21 protein-coding genes are annotated in these 26,478 nt (G+C 73.9%); 12 read left to right on the forward strand and 9 right to left on the reverse strand.

Annotated elements, in window-relative coordinates; all coding sequences use genetic code 11:
* Positions 1-54 precede the first annotated feature (54 nt).
* Together RIU97_RS01780 and RIU97_RS01785 are read left to right on the forward strand one after the other, a co-directional pair.
* Positions 55-1,098 carry an alpha/beta hydrolase gene (locus RIU97_RS01780; protein WP_404952949.1) on the forward strand — a complete coding sequence of 348 codons (1,044 nt, stop codon included), beginning with the start codon at positions 55-57 and terminating at the stop codon, positions 1,096-1,098.
* Entirely contained in the window at positions 1,095-2,324 is a 1,230-nt protein-coding gene (locus RIU97_RS01785) for an acyltransferase (protein ID WP_404952950.1), read from the forward strand. The genes RIU97_RS01780 and RIU97_RS01785 overlap by 4 nt, the downstream gene beginning before the upstream one ends.
* Positions 2,325-2,396: 72 nt before the next feature.
* Here RIU97_RS01785 and RIU97_RS01790 read toward each other — a convergent pair whose 3' ends face one another.
* A complete protein-coding gene (locus RIU97_RS01790; RefSeq protein ID WP_404952951.1) occupies positions 2,397-2,819 on the reverse strand; it encodes a DUF350 domain-containing protein in 423 nt (140 codons plus the stop codon).
* A gap of 95 nt (positions 2,820-2,914) precedes the next feature.
* Between RIU97_RS01790 and RIU97_RS01795 the strand changes: the two genes are divergently transcribed.
* Positions 2,915-4,708: a GNAT family N-acetyltransferase gene (locus RIU97_RS01795; protein ID WP_404952952.1), complete on the forward strand. Its 1,794-nt coding sequence runs from the start codon at positions 2,915-2,917 to the stop codon at positions 4,706-4,708.
* Between the two features lie 45 nt (positions 4,709-4,753).
* On the opposite strand, the gene RIU97_RS01800 is transcribed toward RIU97_RS01795, so the two are convergent.
* Positions 4,754-6,853 carry an AMP-binding protein gene (locus RIU97_RS01800; RefSeq protein WP_404952953.1) on the reverse strand — a complete coding sequence of 700 codons (2,100 nt, stop codon included), beginning with the start codon at positions 6,851-6,853 and terminating at the stop codon, positions 4,754-4,756.
* 140 nt (positions 6,854-6,993) lie between these two features.
* Here RIU97_RS01800 and RIU97_RS01805 point away from each other — a divergent pair, with 140 nt between their 5' ends.
* Genes RIU97_RS01805 through RIU97_RS01815 form a run of 3 tightly spaced genes read left to right on the forward strand, consistent with a single transcriptional unit; the run spans position 6,994 to position 9,837 of the window.
* Positions 6,994-8,907, forward strand: coding sequence for an ABC transporter ATP-binding protein (locus RIU97_RS01805; RefSeq protein WP_404952954.1), 1,914 nt, complete (start codon positions 6,994-6,996; stop codon positions 8,905-8,907).
* 7 nt (positions 8,908-8,914) lie between these two features.
* Entirely contained in the window at positions 8,915-9,292 is a 378-nt protein-coding gene (locus tag RIU97_RS01810) for a VOC family protein (protein ID WP_404952955.1), read from the forward strand.
* Positions 9,293-9,339: 47 nt separating this feature from the next.
* Entirely contained in the window at positions 9,340-9,837 is a 498-nt protein-coding gene (locus RIU97_RS01815; protein WP_404952956.1) for an HIT family protein, read from the forward strand.
* A 12-nt stretch (positions 9,838-9,849) separates the two neighbouring features.
* On the opposite strand, the gene RIU97_RS01820 is transcribed toward RIU97_RS01815, so the two are convergent.
* On the reverse strand, positions 9,850-10,197 hold the full coding sequence (locus RIU97_RS01820; protein ID WP_404952957.1) for a hypothetical protein: 348 nt from the start codon (positions 10,195-10,197) through the stop codon (positions 9,850-9,852).
* A 214-nt stretch (positions 10,198-10,411) separates the two neighbouring features.
* On the opposite strand from RIU97_RS01820, the gene RIU97_RS01825 reads away from it, so the two are divergent.
* The 3 genes from RIU97_RS01825 (at position 10,412) to RIU97_RS01835 (ending at position 13,944) form a co-directional block, all read left to right on the forward strand.
* Positions 10,412-11,296, forward strand: coding sequence for a sigma-70 family RNA polymerase sigma factor (locus tag RIU97_RS01825; RefSeq protein ID WP_404952958.1), 885 nt, complete (start codon positions 10,412-10,414; stop codon positions 11,294-11,296).
* Between the two features lie 112 nt (positions 11,297-11,408).
* Positions 11,409-12,677: a hypothetical protein gene (locus tag RIU97_RS01830; protein WP_404952959.1), complete on the forward strand. Its 1,269-nt coding sequence runs from the start codon at positions 11,409-11,411 to the stop codon at positions 12,675-12,677.
* Positions 12,678-12,846: 169 nt separating this feature from the next.
* A complete protein-coding gene (locus RIU97_RS01835) occupies positions 12,847-13,944 on the forward strand; it encodes an alpha/beta hydrolase (RefSeq protein ID WP_404952960.1) in 1,098 nt (365 codons plus the stop codon).
* A 76-nt stretch (positions 13,945-14,020) separates the two neighbouring features.
* On the opposite strand, the gene RIU97_RS01840 is transcribed toward RIU97_RS01835, so the two are convergent.
* Positions 14,021-14,731 (reverse strand): FadR/GntR family transcriptional regulator, encoded by a 711-nt coding sequence (locus RIU97_RS01840; protein ID WP_404952961.1) that lies wholly within the window; start codon positions 14,729-14,731, stop codon positions 14,021-14,023.
* A gap of 131 nt (positions 14,732-14,862) precedes the next feature.
* Here RIU97_RS01840 and RIU97_RS01845 point away from each other — a divergent pair, with 131 nt between their 5' ends.
* Complete coding sequence (locus RIU97_RS01845; protein WP_404952962.1) at positions 14,863-15,414, forward strand: gluconokinase; 552 nt, start codon at positions 14,863-14,865, stop codon at positions 15,412-15,414.
* A 29-nt stretch (positions 15,415-15,443) separates the two neighbouring features.
* Positions 15,444-16,838 (forward strand): gluconate:H+ symporter, encoded by a 1,395-nt coding sequence (locus RIU97_RS01850; RefSeq protein ID WP_404952963.1) that lies wholly within the window; start codon positions 15,444-15,446, stop codon positions 16,836-16,838.
* Here the strand turns inward: RIU97_RS01850 and RIU97_RS01855 are convergent.
* The 5 genes from RIU97_RS01855 to RIU97_RS01875 form a co-directional block, all read right to left on the reverse strand.
* Positions 16,824-17,777, reverse strand: a complete 954-nt coding sequence (locus RIU97_RS01855) for a hypothetical protein (protein WP_404952965.1) — start codon at positions 17,775-17,777, stop codon at positions 16,824-16,826. The genes RIU97_RS01850 and RIU97_RS01855 overlap by 15 nt on opposite strands.
* A gap of 130 nt (positions 17,778-17,907) precedes the next feature.
* Complete coding sequence (locus RIU97_RS01860; protein ID WP_404952966.1) at positions 17,908-19,485, reverse strand: cytochrome P450; 1,578 nt, start codon at positions 19,483-19,485, stop codon at positions 17,908-17,910.
* Positions 19,486-19,567: 82 nt separating this feature from the next.
* Positions 19,568-20,086, reverse strand: coding sequence for a protein phosphatase (locus RIU97_RS01865; RefSeq protein ID WP_404952967.1), 519 nt, complete (start codon positions 20,084-20,086; stop codon positions 19,568-19,570).
* 52 nt (positions 20,087-20,138) lie between these two features.
* Positions 20,139-20,912 (reverse strand): hypothetical protein, encoded by a 774-nt coding sequence (locus RIU97_RS01870; protein ID WP_404952968.1) that lies wholly within the window; start codon positions 20,910-20,912, stop codon positions 20,139-20,141.
* 131 nt (positions 20,913-21,043) lie between these two features.
* Positions 21,044-24,652, reverse strand: coding sequence for a S8 family serine peptidase (locus tag RIU97_RS01875; protein WP_404952969.1), 3,609 nt, complete (start codon positions 24,650-24,652; stop codon positions 21,044-21,046).
* A gap of 184 nt (positions 24,653-24,836) precedes the next feature.
* Between RIU97_RS01875 and RIU97_RS01880 the strand changes: the two genes are divergently transcribed.
* Positions 24,837-26,330 (forward strand): MFS transporter, encoded by a 1,494-nt coding sequence (locus RIU97_RS01880; protein ID WP_404952970.1) that lies wholly within the window; start codon positions 24,837-24,839, stop codon positions 26,328-26,330.
* Positions 26,331-26,478 lie beyond the last annotated feature (148 nt).

Here is a 26,478-nt window from a genome sequence, read left to right on the forward strand (position 1 = left end):
GCGCCGGTACCTCCTTCCTACCTTCCTCCTCGTCACGAGGAGAGGAGAAGGGGCATGCGCCGCTTCGGAAGGACGCTGGTCACGGCCGCGCTGGCGGTGGCCGTCGTCGGGGGGACCGCCGGATGGGCCTCGGGCGAGAGCCAGGCCGCGGTCACCGGGCCGCCGCCCGGCACCGCCGGCTGGCGGGCCGGTACGGCGTCCGGCCGGGCCCTGCCCGATCCGGCGACCGCGACGCCGCACGAGGTGGCCCGGTTCTTCGCCGGGCTCGACGAGGCGGCGCGCCGGCAACTCCTGCGCGACCACCCGCTGGTGGTCGGCAACCTGGAGGGGGCCCCGCTCCCCCTGCGGTACGAGGCCAACCGGATCGCGATCGCCGCCACGGGCGAGGCGCGGTACGCCTCCCTCGCCGCGCCGGACCGCCAGATCCTGGCCTTCGACCCGCGCGGCCGGGGCCAGGTCGCCGAGGTGTTCGGGGACCTGGAGCACACGGAGCACGTCTCGGTGATCGTGCCGGGGTCGGACAACGACGCCACCGCCTACGACGCCCGGCGCAAGCCGAGCACCGGCCCGGCCGGGATGGCGCGGGCACTGCGCGAGGCGACCGGCGGGTTCACCGCCGTCGTCGCGTGGATCGGTTACACCACTCCGGTCGGCGTCGGCCTGGACGCGGCCGACGGCCGGCTGGCCACGGCCGGCGCGACCCGCCTGGCCCGGTTCACGGACGGACTCGACGCGGTCGGCGCGCCCGATCCGGTGCTGTTCTGCCACAGCTACGGGTCGGTCGTGTGCGGGCTGGCGGCCCGGCACACGGACGCCTCCGACATCGTGGCCTTCGGCTCCCCCGGGATGCGCGCCGACACCGCGGCCGGTCTGCGCACCGGCGCCCGCGTCTGGGCGGCCCGGGGCCCCTCCGACTGGATCGCGGACGTCCCGAACGTCGAGTTCGCCGGGATCGGCCACGGCGCCGACCCCACCTCAGCGGCCTTCGGCGCCCGCCGGGTGCCCGCCGCCGATGTCCAGGGCCACACCGGCTACTTCACGCCCGGCACCCAGTCCCTGGCGGCCTTCGCCGCGATCGCGAACGGAGAGGCCCGATGAGCGCGTCCGCCGCCCTGGCCCCGCTGAGGAACGCCGCCCGGCGGATCGACCGGCAGACCCCCGCCCACCGCGACCGGGCGGTCGACGGGCTGCGCGCCCTGGCGCTGCTGGCCGTGCCGACCGGCCACTGGCTGCTCGGCGGCTTCACCCTCGACTCCGACGGCGGCCTGCACAACGCCAGCCCGCTGTCGGCCTTCGGCGGGCTGGCTCCGGCCAGTTGGGTGCTGCAGATGCTCGGTGTCTTCTTCCTGGTCGGCGGGTACGCCTCGGCACTCTCCTACCGGCGCCGGCCCGGTTCTACGGGTGCCTGGCTGAGGGGCAGGATCGTCCGGCTGGGCCGGCCGGTGCTCGGGGTCACCGCGGTGTGGGCGCTGGCCGCGCCGGTCCTGTACGCGGCCGGGGTGCCCGAGGCCTCGCTGCGCACCGGGGCGAAGCTGGTGATCCAGCCGCTCTGGTTCGTCGGGGTGTACGTGGTGGTCACCGCCCTGACCCCGTACTGCGTGCGGGCGGCGGGCCGCCTCGGCGGCTGGGCCGCGGTCCCCCTGCTCGGTTCGGTGGCCGTGGTGGACTTCCTGCGCTACGGGCCGCTCGCCGGCTCCGTACCGTCCTGGCTGTCCCTGGTGAACATCCTGCCGGGCTGGCTGTTCGCGTACCAGCTGGGCGTCTCGTGGGGCGAGCGGCGGATCGGGCGGCGCGGGGCCTGGCTGCTGCTGGCCGGCGGGACGCTGCTGTTCGCGGCCCTGCTGGCGGTGTTCCACTATCCCGCGTCGATGGTCGGCGTACCGGGTGCGGCGCGGACCAACTCGCATCCGCCGTCGCTCCTGGTACTGGCCCTGGCCTCGGCTCAGTCGGGTGCGGCGATCCTGCTGCGCGACCGGCTGGCGAAGCTGCTGGCCCGGCCCGCCCTGTGGGCTCCGGTGGTCGTGATCAACCTGTGCGCGATGACGATCCTGTGCTGGCACCAGACGGCCATGCTGGCGGCGGCCGTACCCGGCTCCTTCGCGGGTGAGCTGGCCGGGCTGACGACGGCCCCGGACAGCCTGGGCTGGATCGCGGCGCGGGTGGCGTGGATGCCGGTGTTCGCGGCGCTGCTGGTGGGCATCGCCCGGTACGCGCGCCGGTTCGAACATCCGCCGGAGGGTGTGCGCGGGGGCCGTGCGCTGCGCCGGACCGTGGCGGGGCTGCTTGCGGCGGGATTCGCGGTGTTCGCACTGGGGCTCGCGTAGCCCCCGCATACGAAGACGAGAGCGCCGCTCCCTCCGGGGAGCGGCGCTCTCGTCGCGTACGGGTGCTCCGCGTCAGGCGATCGAGGCTGCGACGATCGCCGCCACGGACAGGTTGCAGGCGGCCGAGACCCAGACCGCCGGGTGGGGTTCCGGGTCGACGACGATGGCGCCGAGCTTGCCGGGGGTCACCAGGTCGAGCACCAGGAAGGCGACCGCCATCAGGATCAGGCCGAGCACGCCGAAGGCCGCGGTCGACGCCAGGCCCTTGCCGAAGTCCTGGTACGTCGTCCAGATCGAGGTGAAGACGATGCCGCCGATGCCGAGGAGCGCGGAGCTGAGGAACAGGGCCGCGTTGCGGTTGCGCTCCTCCCAGATCTGCTTCGGAAGCTTCCCGGGCGTCAGCACGTCCACGAGGACGATGCCGAGGATCAGCAGGACCAGGCCGAGGGCGCCGTAGGCGCTGGTGCGGCCAAGTCCGTTGATGATGTCGCTCATTGAGAAGCCTGTCTCCGCGTGGGTGGGAAAGTATGTGCCGTGGAGAGGCCGAATCTATCGCACGGCTCTCCGGCGGACCACGGGGAGGTCAGCAGATGGTAAAGGTCAGGGCGGCGCGGGCGGCCGAGGCGGAGGCCCTGACCCGGCTGGTCATGCGGTCCAAGGCCCACTGGGGGTACGACGCCGGCTTCCTCGCCGCGTGCGCGCCGGAACTGCGGATCCGGCCCGACGAGGTGACGGCCCGCCGGATCGTCGTGGCCGAGAACGGGCGGGGGACGGTGCTCGGGCTGGCCTCCCTGGAGGGGGCTCCCCCGCTGGCGGCGCTGGGGCTGCTCTTCGTCGAGCCGACGGCCATCGGGCAGGGCGTGGGGCAACTGCTGTACCGGGACGTACTGCGCCGGGCCGTGGAGCTGGGGGTGCGCAGGCTGGTGATCGACGCCGACCCGCACGCCGCCGGGTTCTACCGGGCGATGGGGGCGGTGGCGACGGGGTCGGTGGGGGCGGTGGCCCCGGCCGCGCCGCCGGACCGGACGGGCGCGGCCCTGGTGCGGTTCGAGGCGGCTCCCGTCCCGCTCGCCGGCTGGGCGCGGGCATGGACCGGAGGCGGGCGGGCCGTGCACGTGGGCAACGTGGCGGAGTTCAACGCGCAGTTCGCCGACGCCTCCCTCGACCGCGAGCAGTCGGCCGCGCACCACTACGCCTGCCTGGCCGCCTTCTACAGCCCGCACCCGGCGGCCCTGGTCCTGCCCCGGCCCGTCCCCAGGGGCTGGACCGACCTGGTCTGCCGCCAGCTCGGCTGGTCGGGGGTCGAGGTGTACGACGGCCTGGCGGAACGGGATCCCGGGCTGTGCGAGGCCGTACGGGCCCGGCCGGCGCTGGCCGGGCTGCTGACCGGGGCGGGGCTGCCCCTCGTACCGTGGGGGCGCACCCGGCCGTTCGGGCGGCTCGCGGGCCGGCCGTGGCGGGCCGGGGAGCTGCGCTACGAGTCGAAGTCCGCGGCGCACGCGCTGTTCGGGCGCATCCTGGCGGACGGCGGGCATCCCGGGATCGTGCTTCCCGCGCAGTGGCGGGCCGCCGGCCGGTGGGCGGCTGCCCGGCTGCTCGCGGCCCGGACCAGGGCTGGCGAGAGCAGTGTTCTGAAATCGGAGCACGGTGTCGGGGGTTCGGGCACCACGGTGGTCACCCCCGATCGGGTCCGGGCCGCGGGCGGGGCCCGCGCCGTGCTGCGGCGGCTGCCGCGCGGGCCGCTGCTGGTGGAGGAGTACGTGGCCGGTCCGGCGGAGGCCGACGGCCCGCGGGATCTCACCTACGACGGCTTCGTGGACGGGGCGGGGCGGGTGCACGAGGTCGGCGGGGCGGTGATGGACGTGAAGGACGGCTGCTACCAGGGCGCCACGGTGGGTCCGGGAGTGGTGCCCGCGTGGGCGGAGAAGCCGATCGCCGCCTTCGGGGCGGCGGTGGGCCGGGAGCTGGCGGAGTCCGGCTACCGGGGCTGGTTCGACGTGGACTTCGTCGCCGACGGCGCGGGCCGGCTCGCGCCGACGGAGACGAACCTGCGGCTGACGGGACCGTCCGCCGCCTTCATGGTGGCGGCCCGGCTCGACGCGCTGCGGGGCGCGGGGCACCTCGTACGGATCGTCGACCGGGTGGAGCTCGGTGCGCGGCTGCCCGAGGCGCAGCTGGACGAGTTGTGCGCGGCCCTGGCGCGGGGCTGTGCGGAGCTCGGGGCCGTCTTCGTCCCGGCGATCCCGACGGGGGCGTTCGAGCCCGCGCCGTGGCTGGGCGTGCTGGTGGCCGCGCACCGCGGGGAGACGCTGGACGCGGCCGAGGCCCTGGTGCGGGCCGGGGCCCGGGCGGTCGGGGCGGAGTTCACCGCGTTCACCCGGTAGACCGTCGGCCCACCCGGCCCGCTCCGCCCGCCGGCCCCTGATCGGTCAGTCGTCCTCGTCCTCGTCCTCGTCGAAGTCGAAGGGATCGGCCGGTTTCGCGACGAGGTAGGCGGCGACGACGGCTCCCGCGATCATCAGGGGGATGTTGAAGGTGTAGACGAGCGCGGCCTGCCGCGGCCAGTCCTGTTTGGCGGCCAGCCGGTAGAGGTTGTCCTGCGGCCACCAGGCCAGCAGGAGGTAGGACACCGCCAGATGGGCGGCCGCGGTGATGCGACGGCCGCGGCCCCGGCTCCGCATCCGGGCGCGGCCCCCGAAGAGGAAGACCACCCCGACGCCGAAGGCGGCGCACTCGAACAGGTAGAGGACGGAGAAGAAGAACGCCCAGGGCTGTGGCACCCCGGTGAGGTCGGTGGATCCGGGCCAGAGGAGGTTCGTGATGATCAGGGCGACGAAGCCCAGGCCGACTCCCCCGCAGCCGCCGGCACAGGAGGCCGGAAGTCCCTCGCCGCCCGGGGCGGCCCCGTACTTCCCGGACGTGCTCCCACCACCGCCCACCGCCTTGGCGGCGGGCAGGATGGGCAGCGGCAGGGCGGCCCGGTCCTCCCGTCCGGCCCGGTTGCGGGGCAGTGCGCGCAGCCGGATCACGGTGCGCGGGGTCTCCTCCCTGGGCACCTTCCCCGCCAGGTGGTCGCGCAGTTCCTCGATGTCCGGCAGCGGGACTGCCGCGCGCGAGGTGGAACCTCCGGCGGGCGGGGCGACGTAGGCGACGAGTCGGCGCGGGCCGCGCGCGCTGTCCACACCGTTCACGATCACCGAGCCGATGCCCTCGTGGCTGCGGATCGCGGACTCGATCGGGTGGGGGTCGACGGAGCGCCCGCCGGGCAGGGTGATGCGGTCCCCCAGTCGGCCGCCGAACTCCAGCAGCCCGTCCTCGCGGAGCAGGCCCAGGTCACCGGTGGGTATCGCGTCACCGGCGCCGGGCGGGGTGAGGCGGATCTGCCCGTCGCGCACCTCGGCGCGGCAGCCCGGGAACGGGGTGCCGAGCAGGGAGAGCTCTTCCGGGTCGTCGAGCGGCCGGGGCAGCTGCGGCAGTTCGAACCAGGTGCCGATGCCCGCGCTCTCCGCGAGCCCGTAGACGTTGAGCACCCGTGCGCCGGGCCGGAGCAGGACCTGCAGGGCCGCCTGGTCGTCGAGGTAGAGGCGGTCGCCCGAGACGGCGAGCAGCCGCAGCGATCGGAAGGCGGTGCCCGGCTCCTCTTCCCCCTTCAGGAGTTCGAGGGCGGTGGCCGGGTCGGTGTGCAGGACGGTGACGTGCTCGGTTCCGACCGCCGCGCGGATGTCCTCGCGGTTCCACGGGGAACGCCGGGGAAGGACGAGGGCGCCGCCCGAGCACAGGGCCCGGGTCCAACCCGCGGCGAAGGCGGTGACGTCCGTCCCGGCCGCGATCAGGTGCCGGTCCGCCGGGGTGAGCCGGGCGACCTCGGCCCAGCTGTCGTGGGCGGCGAGCAGCAGACCGTGGCTGACGGGGACGGCGCGCGGCTCGGCCGCCCCGGTGAACAGGAGGGCCGCGGTACGGCCGGGCGCCGGGGGCGGCGGCGACGCGGCCGCCTGAGCCGCGGGCTGTCCGGAAGGCCGGGCGGAGGGCTGGTCGGCGGGCTGGTCGGCGGACCGCCCAGAGGGCCGGTCCGCGGGCTCTTCGCTCCGCTGTCCGGCGATCGCGGCGGCCTCCGCGCCCAGCCTGATCACCTTCACCCCGCTGCCGTTGTCGAGGGCGGCCCGGTGGGCGAGTGTGGTGAGCAGCACGAAGGGCTCGGCCACGGTGAGCTGACGCTGCCCGGTGCGCGGGGTCTCGGTGTCGACGACGGTGTACGTCCCGCCGGCCTTGAGGGTGGCGAGGAGGGCGATGACCAGTTCGGCCTGCCGGGCGGTGCCGATGGCGACGAGGCCGCCGGGCGGCAGGCCGGAGGCGAGCAGACGCTGCGCCAGCCGGTCGGCCCGCTCGTCCAGTTGCCCGTAGGTGAGGCTCTCGGAGCCCGCGATGAGGGCGTGGGCCCGGGGAGTGTCGCGGGCCCACCGATCGAAGCGCTGCAGGACGGTGTCGGCGGTTCGCTTGCCGAAGCGTACAGACTCGGATCCCTGCGTCATAAACCGATGATGCCACCGGGCACCGACAGTGGACGGGGAAGGCGAAAATCCTTCGTACGGGCAGGAGTTGGCGACACCTGCGGGCGGTCCGGCACCGAAACCTTGACCTCAGGTTAAGTTGAGGTCCTAGCGTTCGGGTCATGGACATGGAAGTCACCGCCTGGACCTCGCTGCACAGCGCGATCAACGCCCAGCAGGACCGCCGCCCGCTCTCCCGGGCCGGCCTGCGCCGCGTCGCCGCCTTCGCCCGCCCGCACCGCCGCGGGCTCACCCTCTTCCTCCTGCTGAGCGTGGTGACCGCGCTGCTGGCGGTGGCCACCCCGGTGCTCGCCAGCCGGGTGGTCACCGCCATCGTCGACGGCCGGGACAGTGCCGCCGTCACCCGGCTCGCCCTGCTCATCGCGCTGATCGCGGTCGCGGAGGCCGGGCTGGGGCTGCTGACCCGCCGGCTCTCCGCCACCCTCGGCGAGGGACTGATCCTGGATCTGCGGACGGCGGTCTTCGACCACGTGCAGCGGATGCCGGTCGCCTTCTTCACCCGTACCCGGACCGGGGCCCTCGTGAGCCGGCTCAACAATGACGTCATCGGCGCCCAACGGGCCTTCAGCAACACCCTGTCGGGGGTGGTCGCCAACACCGTGACCCTGCTGCTGACCCTCACCGTGATGCTGAGCATCTCCTGGCAGATCACCCTGCTGGCGCTGGTGCTGCTGCCGGTGTTCGTGCTGCCGGCCCGCCGGATGGGGGCGCGGATGGCGGCGATGCAGCGGGAGGCCTCCGCGCTGAACGCCGCGATGGGCACCCAGATGACCGAGCGGTTCTCGGCCCCCGGCGCGACCCTGGTCAAACTGTTCGGACGGCCCGCCGACGAGTCCGCGGAGTTCGCGGCCCGGGCGGCGCGGGTGCGGGACATCGGGATCCGTACGGCGATGGCCCAGTCGGCCTTCATCACGGCCCTCACCCTCGTCTCGGCCCTGGCCCTCGCGCTCGTCTACGGGCTCGGCGGGTTCTACGCCCTGCGCGGTTCCCTGGACGCCGGTTCCGTCGTCGCCCTCGCCCTGCTGCTGACCCGGCTGTACGCCCCGCTGACCGCGCTCGCCGGAGCCCGCGTCGAGGTGATGAGCGCGATGGTGAGCTTCGAGCGGGTCTTCGAGATCCTCGACCTGAAGCCGCTCATCGCGCAGAAGCCGGACGCCCGCCGGGTGCCGGAGGGTCCGGTGGCCGTGGAGTTCGACGGGGTCTCCTTCGGCTACCCCTCGGCCGACAAGGTCTCGCTCGCCTCCCTGGAGGAGGTCGCCACCCTCGATGCCCGGGGCGGTACGCAGGTGCTGCACGAGGTGTCCTTCCGCGCCGAACCCGGCCAGATGATCGCCCTGGTCGGCTCGTCCGGCGCCGGCAAGTCGACCATCGCCCAGCTGCTGCCGCGGCTGTACGACGCCGACGCGGGTGCGGTGCGCCTCGGCGGGATCGACGTACGGGACCTCACGGCCGACTCGATCCGCGAGACGCTCGGCATGGTCACCCAGGACGGGCACCTCTTCCACGAGTCGGTACGGGCCAATCTGCTGCTGGCCCGGCCGGAGGCCGCCGAGGAGGAGATCTGGGAGGCCCTGCGGCGCTCGCGCCTCGACGGGCTCGTCGCCTCGCTGCCGGACGGGCTGGACACGGTGGTCGGGGAGCGCGGCTACCGGCTGTCGGGCGGGGAGCGGCAGCGGCTGACCATCGCGCGGCTGCTGCTGGCCCGGCAGCGGGTGGTGATCCTCGACGAGGCCACCGCGCACCTGGACTCCACTTCGGAGGCGGCGGTGCAGGAGGCGCTGGGTGAGGCCCTTGCGGGCCGGACCGCGGTGGTGATCGCGCACCGGCTGTCGACCGTACAGGCGGCGGACCTGATCCTGGTGGTCGAGGAAGGCCGGATCGTGGAACGGGGCACGCACACCGAGCTGCTGGCCGCGGGCGGCCGGTACGAGGAGCTGTACCGCACCCAGTTCGCGGCGGCGGACACGCCGGCCGACCTGGCTTCGGGCGGCGCGGCACCGGTGCCGGGAGCATGATGCTGTGATGGACATCAAACTCGAACTGGTCGCCGTCCCCGTCACCGATGTCGACCGCGCCAAGGCCTTCTACGAGAAGCTCGGTTTCAACGCCGACCACGACGTCACGGTCAGCGAGGACATCCGCTTCGTACAGCTGACCCCGCCGGGCTCGGCCTGTTCGATCGCGATCGGCAAGGGGCTGACCCGGATGACCCCGGGATCGCTGGACAACATGCAGGTCGTCGTCACCGACATCGAGGAGGCGTACGAGGGCCTGCGCGGCAGGGGTGTCGAGGTGACGGAGATCCAGGACCTGCCGTGGGGCTCCTTCGTCTACTTCTCGGACCCGGACGGCAACGGCTGGGCGGTCCAGCAGACCACCCCGCGCAAGACGGCGGGCTAGGTGTGTTGTCCGGAGAAGCCGCGCCGGGACCGGTGGAACGCGCGGCCATGGATCTCGGGCGGTACGTCGAGCGGACGCGCGGCGGGCCGTGTTTCGTCTGCGCGTTCCTCGCCGGGGACCCGGAGTACGCGCACGAGACGGTCTTCGAGGACGAGCACCACGTGGCCTTCCTCGACCGGTGGCCCACGCTCCCCGGGAAGGTCCTGGTGGCACCGAAGGCACACGTCGAGCACGCCGTCCGTGATCTGGACGCGGCGGCCTACACCCGGATCATGCTCGTCGTGCGGGAGGTCGCCCTCGCGGTCGAGGAGGTGTACGCGTCCGAGCGGACCTACCTCTACTCCTTGGGCAGCCAGCAGGGGAACACCCACCTCCACTGGCACATCGCGGCCCTGCCGCCCGGAGTGCCGTACGAGCGGCAGCAGTTCCACGCCCTGATGACCGAGCACGGTGTGCTGTCGCCGTCGCCGCAGGAGACGGCAGCCGCGGCGGCCCGCCTGCGCACGGCCATCGCCGCACGCGGAATCCGCACGCCGCCGGGGTGAGGGCGGAGGGGCTCAGGCGTCCGCGGCGGCGTGGTGGTGGTCGAGCTCCCACGCGTGGTGCTTGAACTCGTGGCGGAAGTCGGCGTGGTCCTCCCACTGGCGGGCGATGCCGCGCAGCACGTCCCAGTTGTGCTCGATCGACTGGTCGATGACGCGGCGCGTGGCCGGCTCGGCCGTGGCCCGCTGCTCGATGAGGCCCTTGATGGCGGACGCCTCCAGGACGGAGTTGCGCAGCGCGCGCAGCGCACGGGAGGTGTCGTCCATGCCGAAGCCGTACTCGCTGCCCGTCTCGGCGTCGAACAGCGGGGTGAGCCGTGCCTCGATGAACGCGGTGATCCGCTCGAAGTGCTGCGCTTCCATCGGGGGCTCCCTCTCCTGCCGGGCCACCACGTGTCCCCGGCGTCTCCGGTGCTTCTGCTGTTCGGCGCCATTATCCAGCAGCGGCGGATGCCGGCGCCGCCCGACCCGGCCGGTCCCGGCGGGTCGGTGCCAGGCCCCGGGCCCAACTCCCCCCTGACTCGGGCGATTTCTTCATGATCTATTTTGAGGATCCGCCGTGAGGAAGGAATGTCCCGTGGACGACAGTTCCGGCTTGACCGAGCAGTTCGAAGAGCACCGATCTCATCTGAGAGCGGTGTCCTACCGGATGCTCGGCTCGCTCGCCGAGGCCGAGGACGCCGTGCAGGAGGCGTGGATACGTCTCAACCGCTCCGACATCAGCGAGGTCGAGAACCTCGGGGGCTGGCTGACCACGGTCGTGTCGCGCGTGTGCCTGAACATGCTGCGCTCGCGCGACTCCCGGCGCGAGGACTCCATCGATGCCTATCCCACCGACCCCGTCGTCAGCCGTGAGGACACGGTCGACCCCGAGGAGGAGGCCGTACTGGCCGACTCCGTCGGGCTGGCCCTGCTGGTGGTGCTCGACACGCTCGCACCGGCCGAGCGGCTGGCGTTCGTCCTGCACGACCTGTTCGCCGTGCCCTTCGACGAGATCGCCCCGCTGATCGAGAAGACCCCGGCCGCGACCCGCCAGCTCGCGAGCCGCGCCCGCCGCCGGGTCAAGGGGGCCCCGCTGGTGCCCGCAGCCGATCTGAGCCGCCAGCGCGGCGTCGTGGAGGCCTTCCTGGCCGCCACCCGCGGCGGGAGCTTCGACGCACTGGTCTCGCTGCTCCACCCCGATGTGGTGCTCCGCGCCGACCGGGCCGTCGGCCCCACCCCCCAACCCCTGTTCTTCAGCGGCGCCGTCACCGTCGCCACGGGCGCGATGGCCGCCATGCAGCGGGCGCAGTCCACGCAGCCCGCCCTGGTCAACGGTGTGGTCGGCCTGGCGATGGCACCGCTGGGACGACTGTTCCTGGTGCTCAACTTCACCGTCGAGGACGGCCTGATCACCGAGATCGACATCGTCGCGGAGCCGGAGCGCCTCGACGAGCTGCAACTCGCCGTGCTCGACGCCTGACACCGGTCCCGACCCGGGCCTCGATCCCGCCGTCGGCCCGGAAGCGGCCGTAGCGATTCCGTGCCGCGGCCGCCTCTTCTGGGCCGCGGCACGGCGCTCCCATACTGGCGCCGTGACCGACTACGTCAAGCACCTGCCGACCGCCGGGATACCGGAGGGCGGGGTCGCGGCGTGGGGCGTCGAGGACGCCCAGCGCTGGCTCCGCGCCCGCGTCCCGGCGGCGTTCGCACCCGTCGCGGGAGGCCGGCTCCTCGGCGGCCTGGTCCTCCTCTCGATCGTCCTGACCGCCCTCGGCGACGCGGAAGCCGGGCGCGGCGAAGACTGGCGCGGCTACGCCCTGGGCGTCCTGCTGATCGCGCTGCCGTTCTGGTTCCGCCACTTACCCGTGGCCACCCTGCTGGCCGCACCCGTCATCGCGGCGGACGCCGCCCTCGCGCTGCCCGTCACCGCCGACGCGGCGGGCGGGATCGGCCGCGGCCTGGTCCTCGCCCTCGCCGCGTGGGCGTTCGCCGGGTCGCTGGTCCGCCTCCACGCCCGCCGCCGCCAGCGCGAACTCGCCCTGGCTGCGGCCGGATCCGCCCGTTTCCGGCTGCCCGACCCGCTTCCGGCCGCACACCGGCGCCGCGGGCGGACGGCGATCCGGCTCGGCTCCGCGTTCTGCCTCGGGGCCGCCGCGGCCCTCACCGGCGGCGCCCTCCTGGAAGTGCGGGCCTCGGGCAGCGCGCACCCGTACGACCCGTGGGGCCTGCAGATGCTCGCCCTGGTGCTCCTGGTCCCCGGTACCACCGTGCTCGGCCGGGGCCTGGCCCGCCGCCGGGCCGCACGTCGCCTGAACAGTCGGCCGCAGCCCGCGCTCCTGGTCGGCGTACGGGTCTCCGCGTCCGGACACCACTGGCTCCACCCGGACGCCGACACCCCGGCCGGGCCTCCCCTGATCGCCCAACGGCCACAGGCCCGGGACATCCTCACCGGACGGCGGATCCTCCTCTCCGGCTCCGAACGGACCCTGCGCACGGACCACCACGACATCGACGCCCGCGCGGAACCCTTCGAGGCGGTCGTGTACGGAGCCGTGTACGAGGGGGCCGAGGTCGTCCTGGAGAGCGCTGTCTACGACGGCGGCACGCGCCTCGTCCCCTACGTCACGGCCGCCTCGCTGCTCCCGCGCCGCCGGCACGGGCTGGGCGGCTGGAAGCCGGCCGGCCGCTCGTACCGCGAGGCCGTCCGGGAGGCGGCGCGCCTGGCCGAGGAGAGAAGGCGCGAACGGGAGCGGGAACGCAAGGAGTCGAGGAGCCCGGACTCCGCCGCGGGCGGCTGCGGCGGTGGATGCGGAGGCGGTGGAGGTTGCGGAGGGGGATGCGGCGGCTGCGGCTGCGGGTGACCCCGGGCGCGTGGTGGGCCGACGCGCCTTCGGCGACGGGACCTTGCGAACCCCCCGCCGCTCGGTGGAACGCTTTGGCCCCGGTACCTGTCTAGCCTGATGCGCACCGGTTGGCGGTGCTCTGGACCGGTGCGTCCAGACCGAGACGTCGCAGAGGTTCCGCTGATCCATGGGTCTGACAAGTAGTGCGCTCCTCCTGTGTGCCGTGCTGGGCACGGCACTGGCCTTCGCGGTCACCGTCTGGCTCTGGCCGCGGCTGGCACGGGGGAGCCGGACACGGGTGCTGGGGCGCATGGGGCTGATCGTCCTCGTGCAGGCGTTCCTGTTCGCGTCGGTCGCGCTCGCGGCGAACCGCAGCCTGCTGATCTACGGTTCCTGGGCGGACCTGGCCGGACGGGCGCGTCAGGAGGCCGTGCGCGGCGGGGTGGCCGTGGAGGTGCTGGGGCGGCAGGCTCCGAACGTACCCGGCGGCGGCAATCCGCTGGTGAGCGGCGTGATCGAGAAGGTGACCCTGCACGGTGAACGTTCCAGGAGCGCCGCCCAGGCCTACGTGTACCTGCCGCCGGAGTACTTCCAGAAGGGCAACGAGCAGCGGAAGTTCCCCGCGGCCGTGGTCCTGACGGGCTACCCGGGCACGGCGGAGAACCTGCTGAAGGGGCTGCGCTACCCGAAGACGGCCTGGACCCTGGCCAAGGAGAAGAAGACGCAGCCGATGATCCTGGTGATGATGCGGCCCACCGTCTCCGCCGAGAACACCCAGTGCGTCGACGTCCGCGGCGGCGGCCCGCAGAGCGAGACCTTCTTCGGTACGGACGTCCCCCGGGCCATAGCGAGCACGTACCGCACAGGCACCTCGGCGCGGAGCTGGGGCATCATCGGCGATTCGACCGGCGGCTACTGCGCCCTGAAGATGACGGTGCAGCATCCGGAGACCTACGCGGCCGGCGTGGGCCTTTCGGCGGACTACAAGCCGGAGATCGACCAGTACTCCGGCGACCTCTTCCACGGCGACAAGGACGAGGAGAAACGATCCGACCTGCTGTGGCATCTCGCCAACCGGCCGCAGGGCGCGTCCTCGTTCCTCGTGACGACCTCACTGCAGGGCGAGGCGAACTACAAACCGACCCAGCAGTTCGTCAAGGCGGTGAAGGATCCGGCGCGCGTCTCGTCGATCACGCTCGACCGCGGAGGGCACAGCTTCAACACCTGGAACCGCGAGATTCCGCCTGCCCTCGAATGGATCGGCGGCCGGCTCGGCGCGGAGTGAGGAGACCGGGCGGGCCCAGCCGGCGGGCGTCTCCGGCGACCAGGTGACGCGGCGACGCGGCCGCACCGCCGGGCCCCTACGGGGCCAGGACGTCCAGCTCCTCCAGCGCGCCCACCGCGATCTGCCGCGTCAGCGCCTCCGCCCGTGCCGCGTCTCCCTCCCGTACCGCCTCGGCCACCTGGACGTGCAGGGTGACGGCCGCCGGGTCGGGATCGTGGAACATCACGGCGTGTTCGGTGCGTCCGGTCAGGACCTCCGCGACGACGTCCCCGAGCCGGGCGAACATCTCGTTGCCGGAGGCGTTCAGCACGACCCGGTGGAACGCGATGTCGTGGCGCAGGTACCCCTCGAGCTGGTGGCCGCGCGAGGTGCGGACCATCCCGAGGGCCGCCTCGGTGAGTTCGGCGCACTGCTCCGGCGTGGCCAGGGTCGCGGCGAGCCCGGCCGCGACCGGCTCGATCGCGGAGCGCAGCACGGTGAGGGAGCGCAGTTGCCGGGGCCGGTCGGTGCCCGCCAGCCGCCAGCGGATCACCTGCGGGTCGTAGACGTTCCACTCGTCGGTGGGGCGGACCGTGACGCCGACCCGGCGGCGCGACTCGACCAGGTGCATCGACTCCAGGACGCGGACGACCTCCCGTACCACCGTGCGGGAGGCGTCGAAGCGTTCGGCGATCTCGTCCGTGCGCAGGACGCTGCCGGGCGGGTACTCCCCCGCCGTGATCGCGAGGCCGAGGGTGTCCAGCACGTGGGAGTGGAGCCCCTGCCCAGGACTGCCTTCGGTGGTCATGGCGTAAGCGTACGGTGACGCCCCCGCCAACAAAAGATGCGACGTTTGCCACGCAACCCTTGAATAAGTAGTACTTAATGCGCTTCAGTGGTGCCGCACGAACCGATGTCGACGAGGACAGCGAGGTAGGCGTGAGCACCCAGCGCGTCATTGTGGTGATGGGCGTGGCCGGCACGGGCAAGACGACCGTGGGCCGGCTGCTCGCGACGTCGCTCGGCATTCCGTACGCGGAGGGCGACGCGTTCCACCCGGCGGCCAACGTCGCGAAGATGTCGGCCGGCACCCCGCTGGACGACGCGGACCGGTGGCCGTGGCTAGACGCCATCGGCCAGTGGATCCGCAACTGCGCCGGGCTGCGGGGCGGCGTGGTCGCCGCCTCCTCGCTCAAGCGCGTCTACCGCGACCGGCTGCGTGCCGCGGCCCCCGGGGCGTTCTTCGTCCACCTCACCGGTGAGCGCCCGCTGATCGAGAAGCGGATGGCCGACCGCAAGGGCCACTTCATGCCCACGACCCTGCTGGACTCGCAGTTCGCCACCCTGGAACCGCTCCAGGACGACGAACTCGGCGTCGTCGTCGACGTGTCCGGATCCCCCGAGGAGATCACCGAACGCGCCCTGGCCGCCCTGCGCCGGCTCGGCACGGCCGAACACGGCGCCCCCGGACACCACACCCCCGAGAACTGACGCAGAACAGAAGAAGGAAGAACGTCACCGTGACCAGTCTCAGTGCCGAGACACTGGCAGCGGCCGCCACCGGTCCGATCACCTCGGCCGGGAACACCCAGCTGGGGATCGCCGTCCTCGCGGGCATCGCCATCATCGTCCTGCTCATCACCCGCCTCAAGCTGCACGCCTTCCTCGCCCTGACGGTCGGTTCGCTGGCCCTCGGGGTCTTCGCGGGCGCGCCGTTGGCCAAGACGATCGCCAGCTTCACCGCCGGGCTCGGCGCCACCGTCGCGGGCGTCGGCGTACTGATCGCCCTCGGCGCGATCCTCGGCAGGCTGCTGGCGGACTCGGGCGGCGCGGACGAGATCGTGGACACGATCCTCGCCCGGGCCAAGGGCCGGGCCATGCCCTGGGCGATGGTGCTGATCGCCTCGGTGATCGGGCTGCCGCTCTTCTTCGAGGTCGGCATCGTGCTGCTGATCCCGGTGGTGCTGCTGGTGGCCAAGCGGGGGAACCACTCCCTGATGCGGATCGGCATCCCGGCGCTGGCCGGCCTGTCCGTGATGCACGGGCTGATACCGCCGCACCCCGGACCCCTCGTCGCCATCGACGCGTTGCACGCGAACCTGGGGGTCACGCTCGCGCTCGGCGTGGTCGTCGCGATCCCGACCGTGATCATCGCCGGACCGCTCTTCTCCCGGTACGCGGCGCGCTGGGTGGACATCCCGGCGCCGGAGCGCATGGTCACGCAGCGCCCGGCCGACGTGGAGCACCGCCCGCGGTTCGGGGCAACGGTCTTCACCGTGCTGCTGCCGGTGGCCCTGATGCTCGTCAAGGCCTTGGTCGACATCGTGGTCAACGACCCCGCCGACCCGGTGCAGCGCGTGACCGACGTCGCGGGCTCCCCGCTGATCGCGTTGCTCTCGGCGGTACTGGTGGGCATGTTCACCCTCGGCCGGGCGGCCGGCTTCACCAAGGGGCAGCTGTCGGTCACGGTGGAGAAGTCCCTGGGACCGATCGCGGGCATCCTGCTGATCGTGGGCGCCGGCGGCGGCTTCAAACAGACCCTGATCGACGTGGGCGTGGGCCAGATGATCCTGGACCTGTCGAAGGGCTGGGCCATTCCGACGCTGCTGCTCGCCTGGCTGATCGCCGTGGCCATCCGCCTGGCGACGGGCTCGGCGACGGTGGCCACCATCTCGGCGGCCGGCCTCGTCGCCCCGCTCGCGGCCGGCATGTCCACTACGGAGACCGCGCTGCTGGTCCTCGCCATCGGGTCGGGCTCGCTGTTCTTCAGCCACGTCAACGACGCCGGCTTCTGGATGGTCAAGGAGTACTTCGGGATGACCGTCGGTCAGACCCTGAAGACCTGGTCGGTGATGGAGACGATCATCTCGGTGGTCGGCCTGGGCTGCGTCCTGCTGCTGTCACTGGTCCTTTAGCCGGCCCTGCAGTTGGGCGGCGGCGAGGGCGAGGCCGTCCGCCGCCGTCTCGCAACGGGTCGCGAGGTTCGTGACCTCGGCGCGCAGGACCTCGGCCTCCGGGCCGTGCCAGTCCGGAGCGGCGGCCGCACCGCTCAGCCGGGCCGCGTGCGTGCGCAGCGCGGTGGCGTGGCCCCGCAGGCCGCCGTCCGGCGGTCGCGGCGCCGGCCGGAGCGGTGGGCCGGTGACCCGGCGCCGGGCGGGTCCGCGGGCGGACGCGGTTCCGGTCGGGGGTCGTTCGGGCAGGCCCTGGCCGCGGTCGCAGAGGGCCCAGAAGGCGGCGCCCAGCCCGAGCAGCGGTTCGGCGGTTTCGGCCCGGCCGGTGGCGACCTGCCAGCCGGCGTGGTCGTTGAAGGGGTTGGCGTCGGTCAGGGCCTTCCAGGCGAGGATGTCCGCGAAGGACGGGGCCAGGAGGGAGAAGGCGTGCTCGGCCCCCTGGTCGCGCATGATCGTGCGGAACAGGCGGACGGCCTCGGCCTGCCGGCCCGCCCCGACGGCCCGCAGGACCGCCGCCGCACCGGGATCGTCCAGGAGCCCGGGACGGCCCGCGCTCGCGGCCCGGATCCGGGCCCTGAGTCCGCAGACGGCGATGCTGATCGCGAGGCTCTCCCGGCTCGTCAGGATTCCGGCGAGCCGGCCGGCCCGGGCCACGCCGCGGCCGCGCGGGGCCCAGCCGAGGCCCGCCGGGTCGGTCAGCGTACGGAGCAGGGTGCGCCAGCCGCGCCGGGCGCTGCCGCCGCGGGCGAGGGCGGCCGCGGGCAGCCGGGCGCCGAGGGCCAGACCGGAGGCGTAGCGGGCGGCTTCGCCGACCGCATCGGCGGCCTCGGCAAGTGTGCGGCACGGGGCGTCGAGCAGGTCGGCGTCCGGGTCGGTGGACGCGGAGGTCGCGGCGTCGGACATGGGATCCTCGTGGGGTTCGGCAAGTTCGGCGGGCTCGGGAGAGGTTCGGGAGGTTCGCGGAAGTTCGGGAAGCGGGCGGCGAGCACGGTCGGGCAGCGGGGCGGCGATGCCGCGGATGCGTGCGGCGCCGTCAGCGGCGGGTGAGGGTGAGCCGGATGCCGCGCGGGTCGAGCGTCGCGGGCAGCGGTCCCACCGGGTCCAGGACCGGCCGGGCGGCGCCGATCCGATGGCCCCGCAGCACCTCGGCGCAGAGTGCGGCCGTGATCATCAGGCCGAGCTGGCCGCCCGGGCAGCGGCCGCCGCCATGGCTGAAGGGCGCCATCCGGATGTCCTGGTCGGCACGCGGGTTCTTCCACCGGCCCGGCACGAACACGTGCGCGGCCGGTACCCGTTCGGGGTCGCGCTGGTGGAACGCGGCCGGCAGCAGCACCGAGGTGCCGGCCGGGTAGCGCACGCCCCGCCATTCGGTCTCGGCGCGGGTGACGCGGATCAGGTCGGGCACCACCGGGTACAGGCGCAGGGTCTCCCGTACACAGGCCCGCAGCCTGGGCAGTTCGCCCCGGGCCGGGCCGTCCGCGGGTTCGGCGAACGCCTCCGCCGCGGCCGCGTCCTGCTCCGACGGGTGCGCGCCGAGCAGCAGGAGGGTGCGCAGCAGCGTCTCGGGGACGGCGCCCATGGCCAGCAGCCAGTGCTCGGCCTCGCCCACGGTGTCCAGGGTGCCGGTGGGGTCGGCGCGGCGGGCGGCCCGCCCGACGAGGGTGCCGCCGTCGGCGTGCCGGGCGTACTCCTGAATGCGGGCGCGGGCCTTGTCCCGCACCGAGCGGGTGGTGCGGGCGGAGCGCACCCGGCCGCCGCGCAGGCCCTTGCCCTCGGCGCGCAGCTGGGTGAGCCAGCCGGCGAGCTCCTCGTCCGCGGCGGCCGCGTCGCCGAGCACGATCCGCCGGGCGGCCCGGTTCACGGCGTGCCGGGCGCGGGCGAGGTCGAGGGTGCCGGTGGCGGTCAGGTGCCGGGCCTCTTCGGCGACGGCTGCCAGGAAGGGTCCGCAGGAGGGGTGCACGGGCAGGTCGGCGGCCAGTACCTCGGCGCTGATCTGGCGCCGTTCCGTGCGCAGTTCGGCGCGGGAGCAGCCGGTGCCGGCGGGCTCCGCCGCGCCCAGGCCCCGGCACTTCTCGGGCGGGTCGGCCGCGAGGACGCTGACGGGTTCCTCGTAGAACCGCCGCAGGTCCTGCGGGTCGAGGAGGACGAGGACCGTCCGGCCGGAGCGGGTGCGTACGAGGGCGGGCGCGTCTCCGTGCCGGGCCCGCAGGGCGCGCAGCGCGGCGGCGGACGCGCGGACGGCGCCCGGGCGGCGGAGCGGGCGCGCGGGGGCGAGGCCGCCCAGAAGGCCACGGAGGATACCGGGGACACCGGGGATGGCGGGGGCGGAGGGCGCGGAGGGGGTGGCGGCCGGATGCCGAAACGATTCCTTTACGGATGTCCGGCGGTCGGCGGTGCCCGCGCCGAGCCCCTTCCCGGCCGGACCACGGTCCGCGAGCGGCATCCCGCCCCGGGGCGACCGGCCGACGCGCCCGGTGCGGCGGCGGGCGGCGCCCGCTCCGGCCGCCCGCGCGGCAAAGGGAGCGGACCGCACCGGCAGCCCGGTCCGCTCCGCGAGGGCCCGCATCCGGGCCCGCAGCCCGTCCAGGGCGACCCCTTGGACCGTACGCATCCGTGTACCTCCGCAGCCGGACCGACAACGGTCGGTGACATCGGCATCACCGTACGTCCCGCCTGCGCACTCCGCGCCCCGACTACGCCAGCGGGTCCAGCCCGACGAGCAGCGCCGCGGCGTCGAGTCCGGCGGTGAGGTAGGAGGTGAAGGTCTCGTTGTGGAGGGCCCATGGGGAGCGCCGGCGGCGCACGAGCGCGATGGCCTCGGCGGGTGCGAGGCCCCGGTCGACGAGGCATTGGGCGACGACGAGACCGGACCGGTTGTAGCCCGAGTGGCAGCGGACCAGTGCGGTGAGGCCGCTGTCGAGGGCGAGTCCGGCGGTGCGTGCGAGGCGCTGGACGGTGCGGAGCTGGGCGGCGGTGAGTCCGGCGTCCGGCATCTCCGCCACGACGTGCTCGGCCCGCGGGCCGGGGCCGTGCCCGGTCCGGGCGAAGAGGCTGATCACGAGGTCGAACTCGTCCGCCACCACGACGGGGTGCAGCTCCCCCGCCGGGTCGGTCCAGTAGTGCCCGCCCATCCACAGGCCCGGCGCGATCTCGTCCCACGGGGTGGGCGGCGGCCCGGGCACGTCGCGGTCGCGCTGGCGGGTCTTCTTCATGCGGCCGGGACCTCCTGCTGGGGCGGCACCCAGGATCGCATACAACGGGCCGTCATCTCAGCGCAGTTGGGGCGAAGACCGCCTCACGGAAGGCCGTGCGCAGCGGGCCGCGGGCGCCGGCCGGGAGGAGGACCGCCCAACGGCCGTGGCGCGGGGAGACCCACAGCGCGGGGCCGCCGTCCTGCGGGGCGTGGTGGGTCCAGACGCCGTGCGGGGCGGGGTGCCAGAGGAGGCCGCGCGCGGGCGTGAGTTCGCCGGTGCGGATGCGGAGGGACTCGGCGGTCCAGGCGCGGGTGATGCCGTGGGCGGTGCCCGGGGAGCCGCCGGTGTCCGCCGGGGCGAGGAGGTGGCGCAGGAAACGGACGAGGTCGGCGAGGGGGGCCCGGAGGGTGCCTTCGGCGAACCGGGTCCCGTCCATGCCGAGGGGGTGCCAGACGCGGGTGACCGCGAGGTCGGCGAGGGGGCTGCCGCAGACGTGTTCGGCGAGGCGGGTGAGGGCGGCGGTCCCCCCGGGGCGGGTGAGCAGGTGGTGGGTGGTGGTGCCGGCGGGGGCGCCGACGGCGGCTTCGTCCCCGTAGACGGCGAGCGGGGTGTGCAAGTGGAGCGCGCCCTCGTCCACGAGGCTCCCGACGACGGGCCAGAGCGCGAGGACGGCGGCGAGCCCGCCGACGTCGAAGACCGTGCCCCGGGCGTCTCCGGTGGCCGCGCCCGCGGAGTCGGACCCCGCGTGGACGCCTTCGGCGCCGCCGACGGCCCAGACCGCCCCGGGGTCGGCGGACTCGACGAGAGCCCGGATGTCGTCTGCCTGGTCGCTCAGGAGCGTCATGGTCCCCCACGTTATCGAGCCCGGCCGGGCCTCCCGGCACGTCGTGGCGCATTCGCGTCCCCCGCCACCCGAATGGGGCGGGGGACGCGAAGGGGGCGGGGCGCCCGTGAGCGCCCCGCCCCCTCAGAGCGTCAGCTCTTGTCGGGGCGGTCGGTCACGCGCAGCGTGTTCAGCAGGGGCTTGCCGAATCCGTTGTGGGTGACGAAGCGGATGTTCAGCACTCCGTCCGTGACCTTGACCGTGTACTCGCGGGTCAGGGCCTTGTAGGTGCCCGCTTCCAGGGAGATGTCCAGGGAGGGCAGGACCTGGGTGCCTTCGGCCAGGACGTCGAAGACGCGCTTGTTGGGCTTGGTGGAGGAAAGCTCCGCGAAGCCCAACTCCACCGTGTAGGTCCCGTTCGGCACGTTGTCGAAGCGGTACTCGTACATGCCCTCACGGGCGTTGCGGAACATCCGCTGCTCGTCCGTGCCCGCGACGGTGCGGCCGGTGGACTGGACCGAGCCGTTGCCCTGGTAGCCGTAGGAGCCGGCCGTGTACTTGCGGTCCGGGGACCAGGCGTCACCCAGGGCGTCCGTGCTGCCGTAGCCGGAGCCCGCGTCCACGCCGACCTGGTAGCGCGGGACGACGGCCTTGACCGGGACGGTGAGGACCGGGGTGCGGCCGCTCGCCGAGGTGATCTTCAGGTCGGCGGTCAGGACCGTACCGGGGGTGAGTCCGGTCGTGTCCACCGAAAGGGTGACCGGGATCTTCCCGCCCGTCGGGAGGTCACCGCCGGCCGGTGCGGCCGTCAGCCAGGCCGCGTCCTCGGAGACCGTGAACGCCGTGCCGAGGCCGGGGTTGGTCAGGTCCAGGGTCCGCGTCCGCTTCTGGTCCGCCGGGAGGACGATCTCCACGGACGGCTTGGACGCCGTCACCTTGCCGGTGCGCAGGGACTGCGTCACCGCCGTGACGTCGGCGGCCTTGACGTTCACCGTCGCCGTGGCGGACTCGTACTGGGGCGCCGCCAGCGAGACGGGGAGCGAGCCCGACGGGCTCTGGACGACGTATCCGCCGTCCGCCGCGGTGGTCGCCGACACCGCCGTGTCGCCGGTGCCGACGGTGACCGTGGCGCCCGCGACGCCGTTGCCGTCGTTGGCGTCGAGCACCCGGCCGGCCACCACACCGCTCTTGGTGGTCCGGAACTCGATGGACAGGCCGTCCGTGATGACCGCGGTGTTGAAGGAGTACTTGAAGGCGTCGGTGCCGGCCGCGTTCTCCACGCCGACCGTGGCCGTGGAGCCGCCCTTGATGCCGGTGCCGCCGGTCCCCTTGTAGGAGTACGAGACGGTGCCGTCCTCGCCGATCGCCGCCGAGAAGGAGAACTTGTCGGCCTGCGCAGACCAGTGGGACACCTGGCGCCACTCGATCACGTAACTGCGGTGCGGGGCGGTGCCGGTGACGCCGGTGAAGACGCCCGAGCCGCTGCCCGCGGCGGCGACGACGAGGTCGTCCCAGAACGGGTACAGGGCCGCGTTGGGCGTGGCCGTGCTCGGGATGTCCCCGTTGATGTCACCGGTGTTGTTGCCGCCGAAGCTGACCGTGCCGTTCGTTCCGATCCAGGCCTGGCCGTAGGTCTTCCCGTACAGCGGCAGCGGGAACGGCAGGTCGACGCGCTCGGTGGTGTTGTCGCCGGTCAGCGCGAGCTGCCGGCTCCCCTCGGCGTACGGGCGGTCGCCGGCGGTGGCGCAGGCGTAGCCGTACCCGTCGGTGCGCTCGGGGAGGTTCACCGCGACGGTGGCGTCGCCGGCGACGGTGACCTTCGCGGTGCCGCCGGTGACACACCGGGAGGCGTGCGTGGCGTTCACGTCGTACGTGCCGTGCGGCAGGGTGACCTCGAAGCGGCCCTGCGCGTCGGCGGTCGCGGTCACCGGGGTCTCCGCGATGGCGACGGAGGCGCCGGCGGCGGGTCCGGCGGCCGAGGAGACGGTGCCGGTGAGCTTTCCGGAGGGTGCCTGGGTGAGGGTGAAGTCGCCCGTGGCGGTGCCGTTCTCGGTCACCGTGGCGGTCGCCGTCTGCTGCCCGTAGCCGAACTTGGCGGCGGTCAGCGTGTAGTCGCCCACCGAGAGGGAGGGGAAGGCGTAGCTGCCGTCGGCGGCCGTGGTCGCCGTACGGTCGATCGGGCCGTCGGCCGTGATCTTCACGCCCGCGAGCGGCTGGCCGCCGGAGCGTACGGTGCCGCCGAGCGCGCCGATCGCCCCGCGCGGGGCGGCGTTCACGGCGGCGAGGACGTCGAGCTTGCCCTCGCCGAAGACGTTGTTGTCGGCGGGCGTGCCGCCGCACTGGCTGCTGTCGGTGTCCTGGGCGGTGCCGTCCAGGAGCGACTCGGTCTGCGCGACGTCGCCTTCGAGGGTGGGCGCGGCGGACCAGAGCAGGGCCACGGCGGCGGCGGTGTGCGGCGAGGCCATGGAGGTGCCGGAGAAGGCCTCGTACGCGCCGCCGGGTACGGAGGAGCGCACGTTCACGCCGGGGGCGGCGATGTTCGGCTTGATGATGCCGCCGGGGCCCGCGCCGCGCGAGGAGAAGGACGCGATCGCGTTGTTGATGTCGAAGGCGCCGGAGCTGTAGGAGCTCGCGTAGTCACCCGGGGAGCCGCTGGTGGAGCAGCCCGGGCCGGCGTTGCCGTTGGAGAAGGCCGGGAAGATGCCGGCGGCCCGCCAGGTGTTGACGATCTCCTGGTACCAGGTGTCGCCGCCGGAGCCGCCCCAGGAGTTGTTGACGATGTGCGGGGCGAGATCGGGGCGGGGGTTCTGGCCGCCCGGGTCGGTCGGGGCGACGATCCACTGGCCCGAGGCGAGCAGGGAGGCCTCGGAGCAGGAGTTGGACTCGCATCCCTTGGCGGCGATCCACTTGGCGCCGGGGGCCACGCCGATCTTGTTGGCGCCGCCGTCGTCGCCGACCATCGTGCCCATCGTGTGGGTGCCGTGGTCGTTGTTGTCGCAGGGGGCCGCGGTGGAGCAGACGCCCGCCGGGTCGAACCAGTTGTAGGCGTGGTCGTACGTACCGTCCGCCTTCTTGCCGCGGTACTGGTTGTTCACGGCGGGGTGCGTGTAGTCCACGCCGCTGTCGATGTTGGCGACGACGATGCCCTCGCCGCGGACACCGAGCTGGTCCCAGACCTGCGGGGCCTTGATCCGGTCGATGTTCCACTCGACGGCGTCGGCGGCCACCTTCTCCCGCTTGCCCTCGGCGGGCTTGGGGAGCTCGACCTTGTCGTCGGCGTCGATCCGGGCGACCTCGGGGCGCGCCGCGAGGGCTCCGGCGAGCTTCTCGCTGCCTACGACGCGGACGGCGTTCACGATCCAGTACGAGGTGTACTCGGCCTGGGCGCCTTCCAGGGCCTTGAGGATCCCGGCCTGGCTGCGCGCGGCGTGGTCCTTCTTGGTCCGCAGAACCGTTTCTGCCTTGCCGGCGCGGGTCTGCTGCTTACCCGCGGCGGTGAGGTCGGCGGCGCTGTCGAGGTACACCCAGAAGACGGCCTTGGCCGAGCCGTCGAGCTGGGCGCGGAGCTTGGGTTCGATCTTGCGCTCGGCCGCACTCGGTGCGGCGGGACCGGGGTCCGGCGCGGCCGCGGCGACGCCCGCGCCGAGCGGGAGCAGCAGGACCGAGGTGAGGGCGGCGAGCGCCGCGCGTAAGGACCGTGCGGGCCTTGTCGACCTTGTGGGCCTTAAGGCTCGTGAGGACCGGTTGTTGCGTTGGGCCACGTGGTGTCTCCTCGTACGCCGTGTGCGGGTTGTGCGGGAAGGGTGCGCGTGACGTGCGCGGGTCATGGTGAAGGAGAGGTCATGTTCATTACAAGAGGGCCTATTGAGCCGGATCGAGCCGTCCCCGGCCTCGGACAACGCCCTCCCGCTGGCCCTTCCCGGCCGCGCGGGCCAGCCTGAAGACATGACTGCGCCCGCCGAGCCGTCCGGAGCCGGTGTCCCGATCGCGTCCGCGCGTGGCCGCTGGATCCTGCTGACCACGGTGCTCGGGTCGACCATGGCCATGCTGGACGGGACCGTGGTGAACGTGGCGCTGCCGCGCATCGGGGAGGATCTCGACGCAGATCTGGCGGTGCTGCAGTGGACGGTGAACGCCTACCTGCTGACCCTGGCCGGGCTGATCCTGGTGGGCGGCTCACTGAGTGACCGCTTCGGGCGGCGCCGGATCTTCGTGCTCGGCGTGGTGTGGTTCGCGGTGGGCTCGCTGCTGTGCGGGATCGCGCCGAACGCCGGGGTGCTGATCGCCGCCCGGGCCCTGCAGGGCATCGGCGGGGCGCTGCTGGCGCCCGGCTCCCTGGCCCTGATCCAGGCGTCGATCCGCGCCGACGACCGGGGGCGGGCGATCGGCCTGTGGTCGGGGTTCGGCGGGGTGGGCGCGGCGGTGGGACCGTTTCTCGGCGGCTGGCTGGTGGACGGGCCGGGCTGGCGGTGGGTGTTCCTGCTGAACGTGCCGCTCGCCGCGGTGTGCGTGCCGGTCGCACTGCGGCACGTACCGGAATCACGGGACCCGCAGGCGCACGGGCGGTTCGACGTGGCCGGGGCGGTACTCGGTGCGGCCTCGCTGGGGCTGGTCACCTACGCACTGATCGAAGCCCGGTCGGGAACGGCGGCGGTGGTCATCGCGGCGGTGCTCGGGGTCCTGCTGGGCATCGCCTTCGTCTCCGTGGAGCGGCGGCGGCACGACCCGATGGTGCCGCCCGACATCTTCGCGTCCCGGCTGTTCACCGCCGTCAACCTCGTCACCCTGTGCGTGTACGGGGCCATCGGCGGGTTCTTCTTCCTCGTCGTGCTCCAGCTCCAGGTGGTGTCCGGCTACTCGGCGCTGGCCGCCGGGGCCGCGATGCTGCCCACGACCCTCCTGATGCTCCTCCTGTCGGCCCGCTCGGGTGAGCTCGGGGAGCGGATCGGGCCGCGCATCCCGCTCACGGTGGGGCCGCTGCTGTGCGCGGCCGGGACGCTGCTGATGCTGCGGGTGGGGCCCGAGGCCTCGTACGTACAGGACGTGCTGCCCGCGATGGTCGTGATGGGCATGGGCCTGGTCGCCCTGGTGGCCCCGCTGACGTCGACCGTGCTGGCCTCCGTGGACCCCGGCCGGGCGGGCCTGGCCAGCGGCATCAACAACGCGGCGGCGCGCGTCGCCGGGCTGCTCGCGGTGGCGGCGCTGCCGCTGCTGTCCGGGATGGGCCCGGAGTCGTACCGCTCGGCGACCCAGTTCGACGCCGCTTTCGGGCGGGCCATGCTCTGGTGCACCGGGGCGTTCGTGGCCGGCGCCGCCGTCTCCTGGGCGACCGTACGCTCCCCCGCGCCCGAGGCGTGCCACCCGCAGTGCCACACGTACTGCGCGGTGACGGCCCCGCCGCTCGAATCCCCGCGGGAGGAGAAGCGGGGACTCGACTGAGTCCGGGTCGGGTCCGGCTGATCCCCGTGTGCTGGTGGGGGCCGCCGTCTGGAGCTCGGGCGGCGGCTGCTCCGCGGCCGCCGCGGCCTGGGCCGCGGTCGCCCTGCCGCTGCTCCTGTGGGGGCCGGTGGCCGTGGGTCTCGCCACC

It is taken from the genome of Streptomyces sp. 147326 (genome assembly GCF_045000215.1).
In the GTDB taxonomy this organism is placed as follows: domain Bacteria; phylum Actinomycetota; class Actinomycetes; order Streptomycetales; family Streptomycetaceae; genus Streptomyces.

Bases quoted from the DNA above. Each gene is read 5' to 3' on its own strand.
- RIU97_RS01860 (WP_404952966.1), bottom strand. From the start codon at position 19,485: ATGCGTACGGTCCAAGGGGTCGCCCTGGACGGGCTGCGGGCCCGGATG.
- RIU97_RS01835 (WP_404952960.1), top strand. From the start codon at position 12,847: ATGGGTCTGACAAGTAGTGCGCTCCTCCTGTGTGCCGTGCTGGGCACG.
- RIU97_RS01865 (WP_404952967.1), bottom strand. From the start codon at position 20,086: ATGAAGAAGACCCGCCAGCGCGACCGCGACGTGCCCGGGCCGCCGCCC.
- RIU97_RS01795 (WP_404952952.1), top strand. From the start codon at position 2,915: ATGGTAAAGGTCAGGGCGGCGCGGGCGGCCGAGGCGGAGGCCCTGACC.
- RIU97_RS01820 (WP_404952957.1), bottom strand. From the start codon at position 10,197: ATGGAAGCGCAGCACTTCGAGCGGATCACCGCGTTCATCGAGGCACGG.
- RIU97_RS01790 (WP_404952951.1), bottom strand. From the start codon at position 2,819: ATGAGCGACATCATCAACGGACTTGGCCGCACCAGCGCCTACGGCGCC.
- RIU97_RS01815 (WP_404952956.1), top strand. From the start codon at position 9,340: ATGGATCTCGGGCGGTACGTCGAGCGGACGCGCGGCGGGCCGTGTTTC.
- RIU97_RS01800 (WP_404952953.1), bottom strand. From the start codon at position 6,853: ATGACGCAGGGATCCGAGTCTGTACGCTTCGGCAAGCGAACCGCCGAC.
- RIU97_RS01805 (WP_404952954.1), top strand. From the start codon at position 6,994: ATGGACATGGAAGTCACCGCCTGGACCTCGCTGCACAGCGCGATCAAC.
- RIU97_RS01810 (WP_404952955.1), top strand. From the start codon at position 8,915: ATGGACATCAAACTCGAACTGGTCGCCGTCCCCGTCACCGATGTCGAC.
- RIU97_RS01870 (WP_404952968.1), bottom strand. From the start codon at position 20,912: ATGACGCTCCTGAGCGACCAGGCAGACGACATCCGGGCTCTCGTCGAG.
- RIU97_RS01785 (WP_404952950.1), top strand. From the start codon at position 1,095: ATGAGCGCGTCCGCCGCCCTGGCCCCGCTGAGGAACGCCGCCCGGCGG.
- RIU97_RS01880 (WP_404952970.1), top strand. From the start codon at position 24,837: ATGACTGCGCCCGCCGAGCCGTCCGGAGCCGGTGTCCCGATCGCGTCC.
- RIU97_RS01780 (WP_404952949.1), top strand. From the start codon at position 55: ATGCGCCGCTTCGGAAGGACGCTGGTCACGGCCGCGCTGGCGGTGGCC.
- RIU97_RS01840 (WP_404952961.1), bottom strand. From the start codon at position 14,731: ATGACCACCGAAGGCAGTCCTGGGCAGGGGCTCCACTCCCACGTGCTG.
- RIU97_RS01855 (WP_404952965.1), bottom strand. From the start codon at position 17,777: ATGTCCGACGCCGCGACCTCCGCGTCCACCGACCCGGACGCCGACCTG.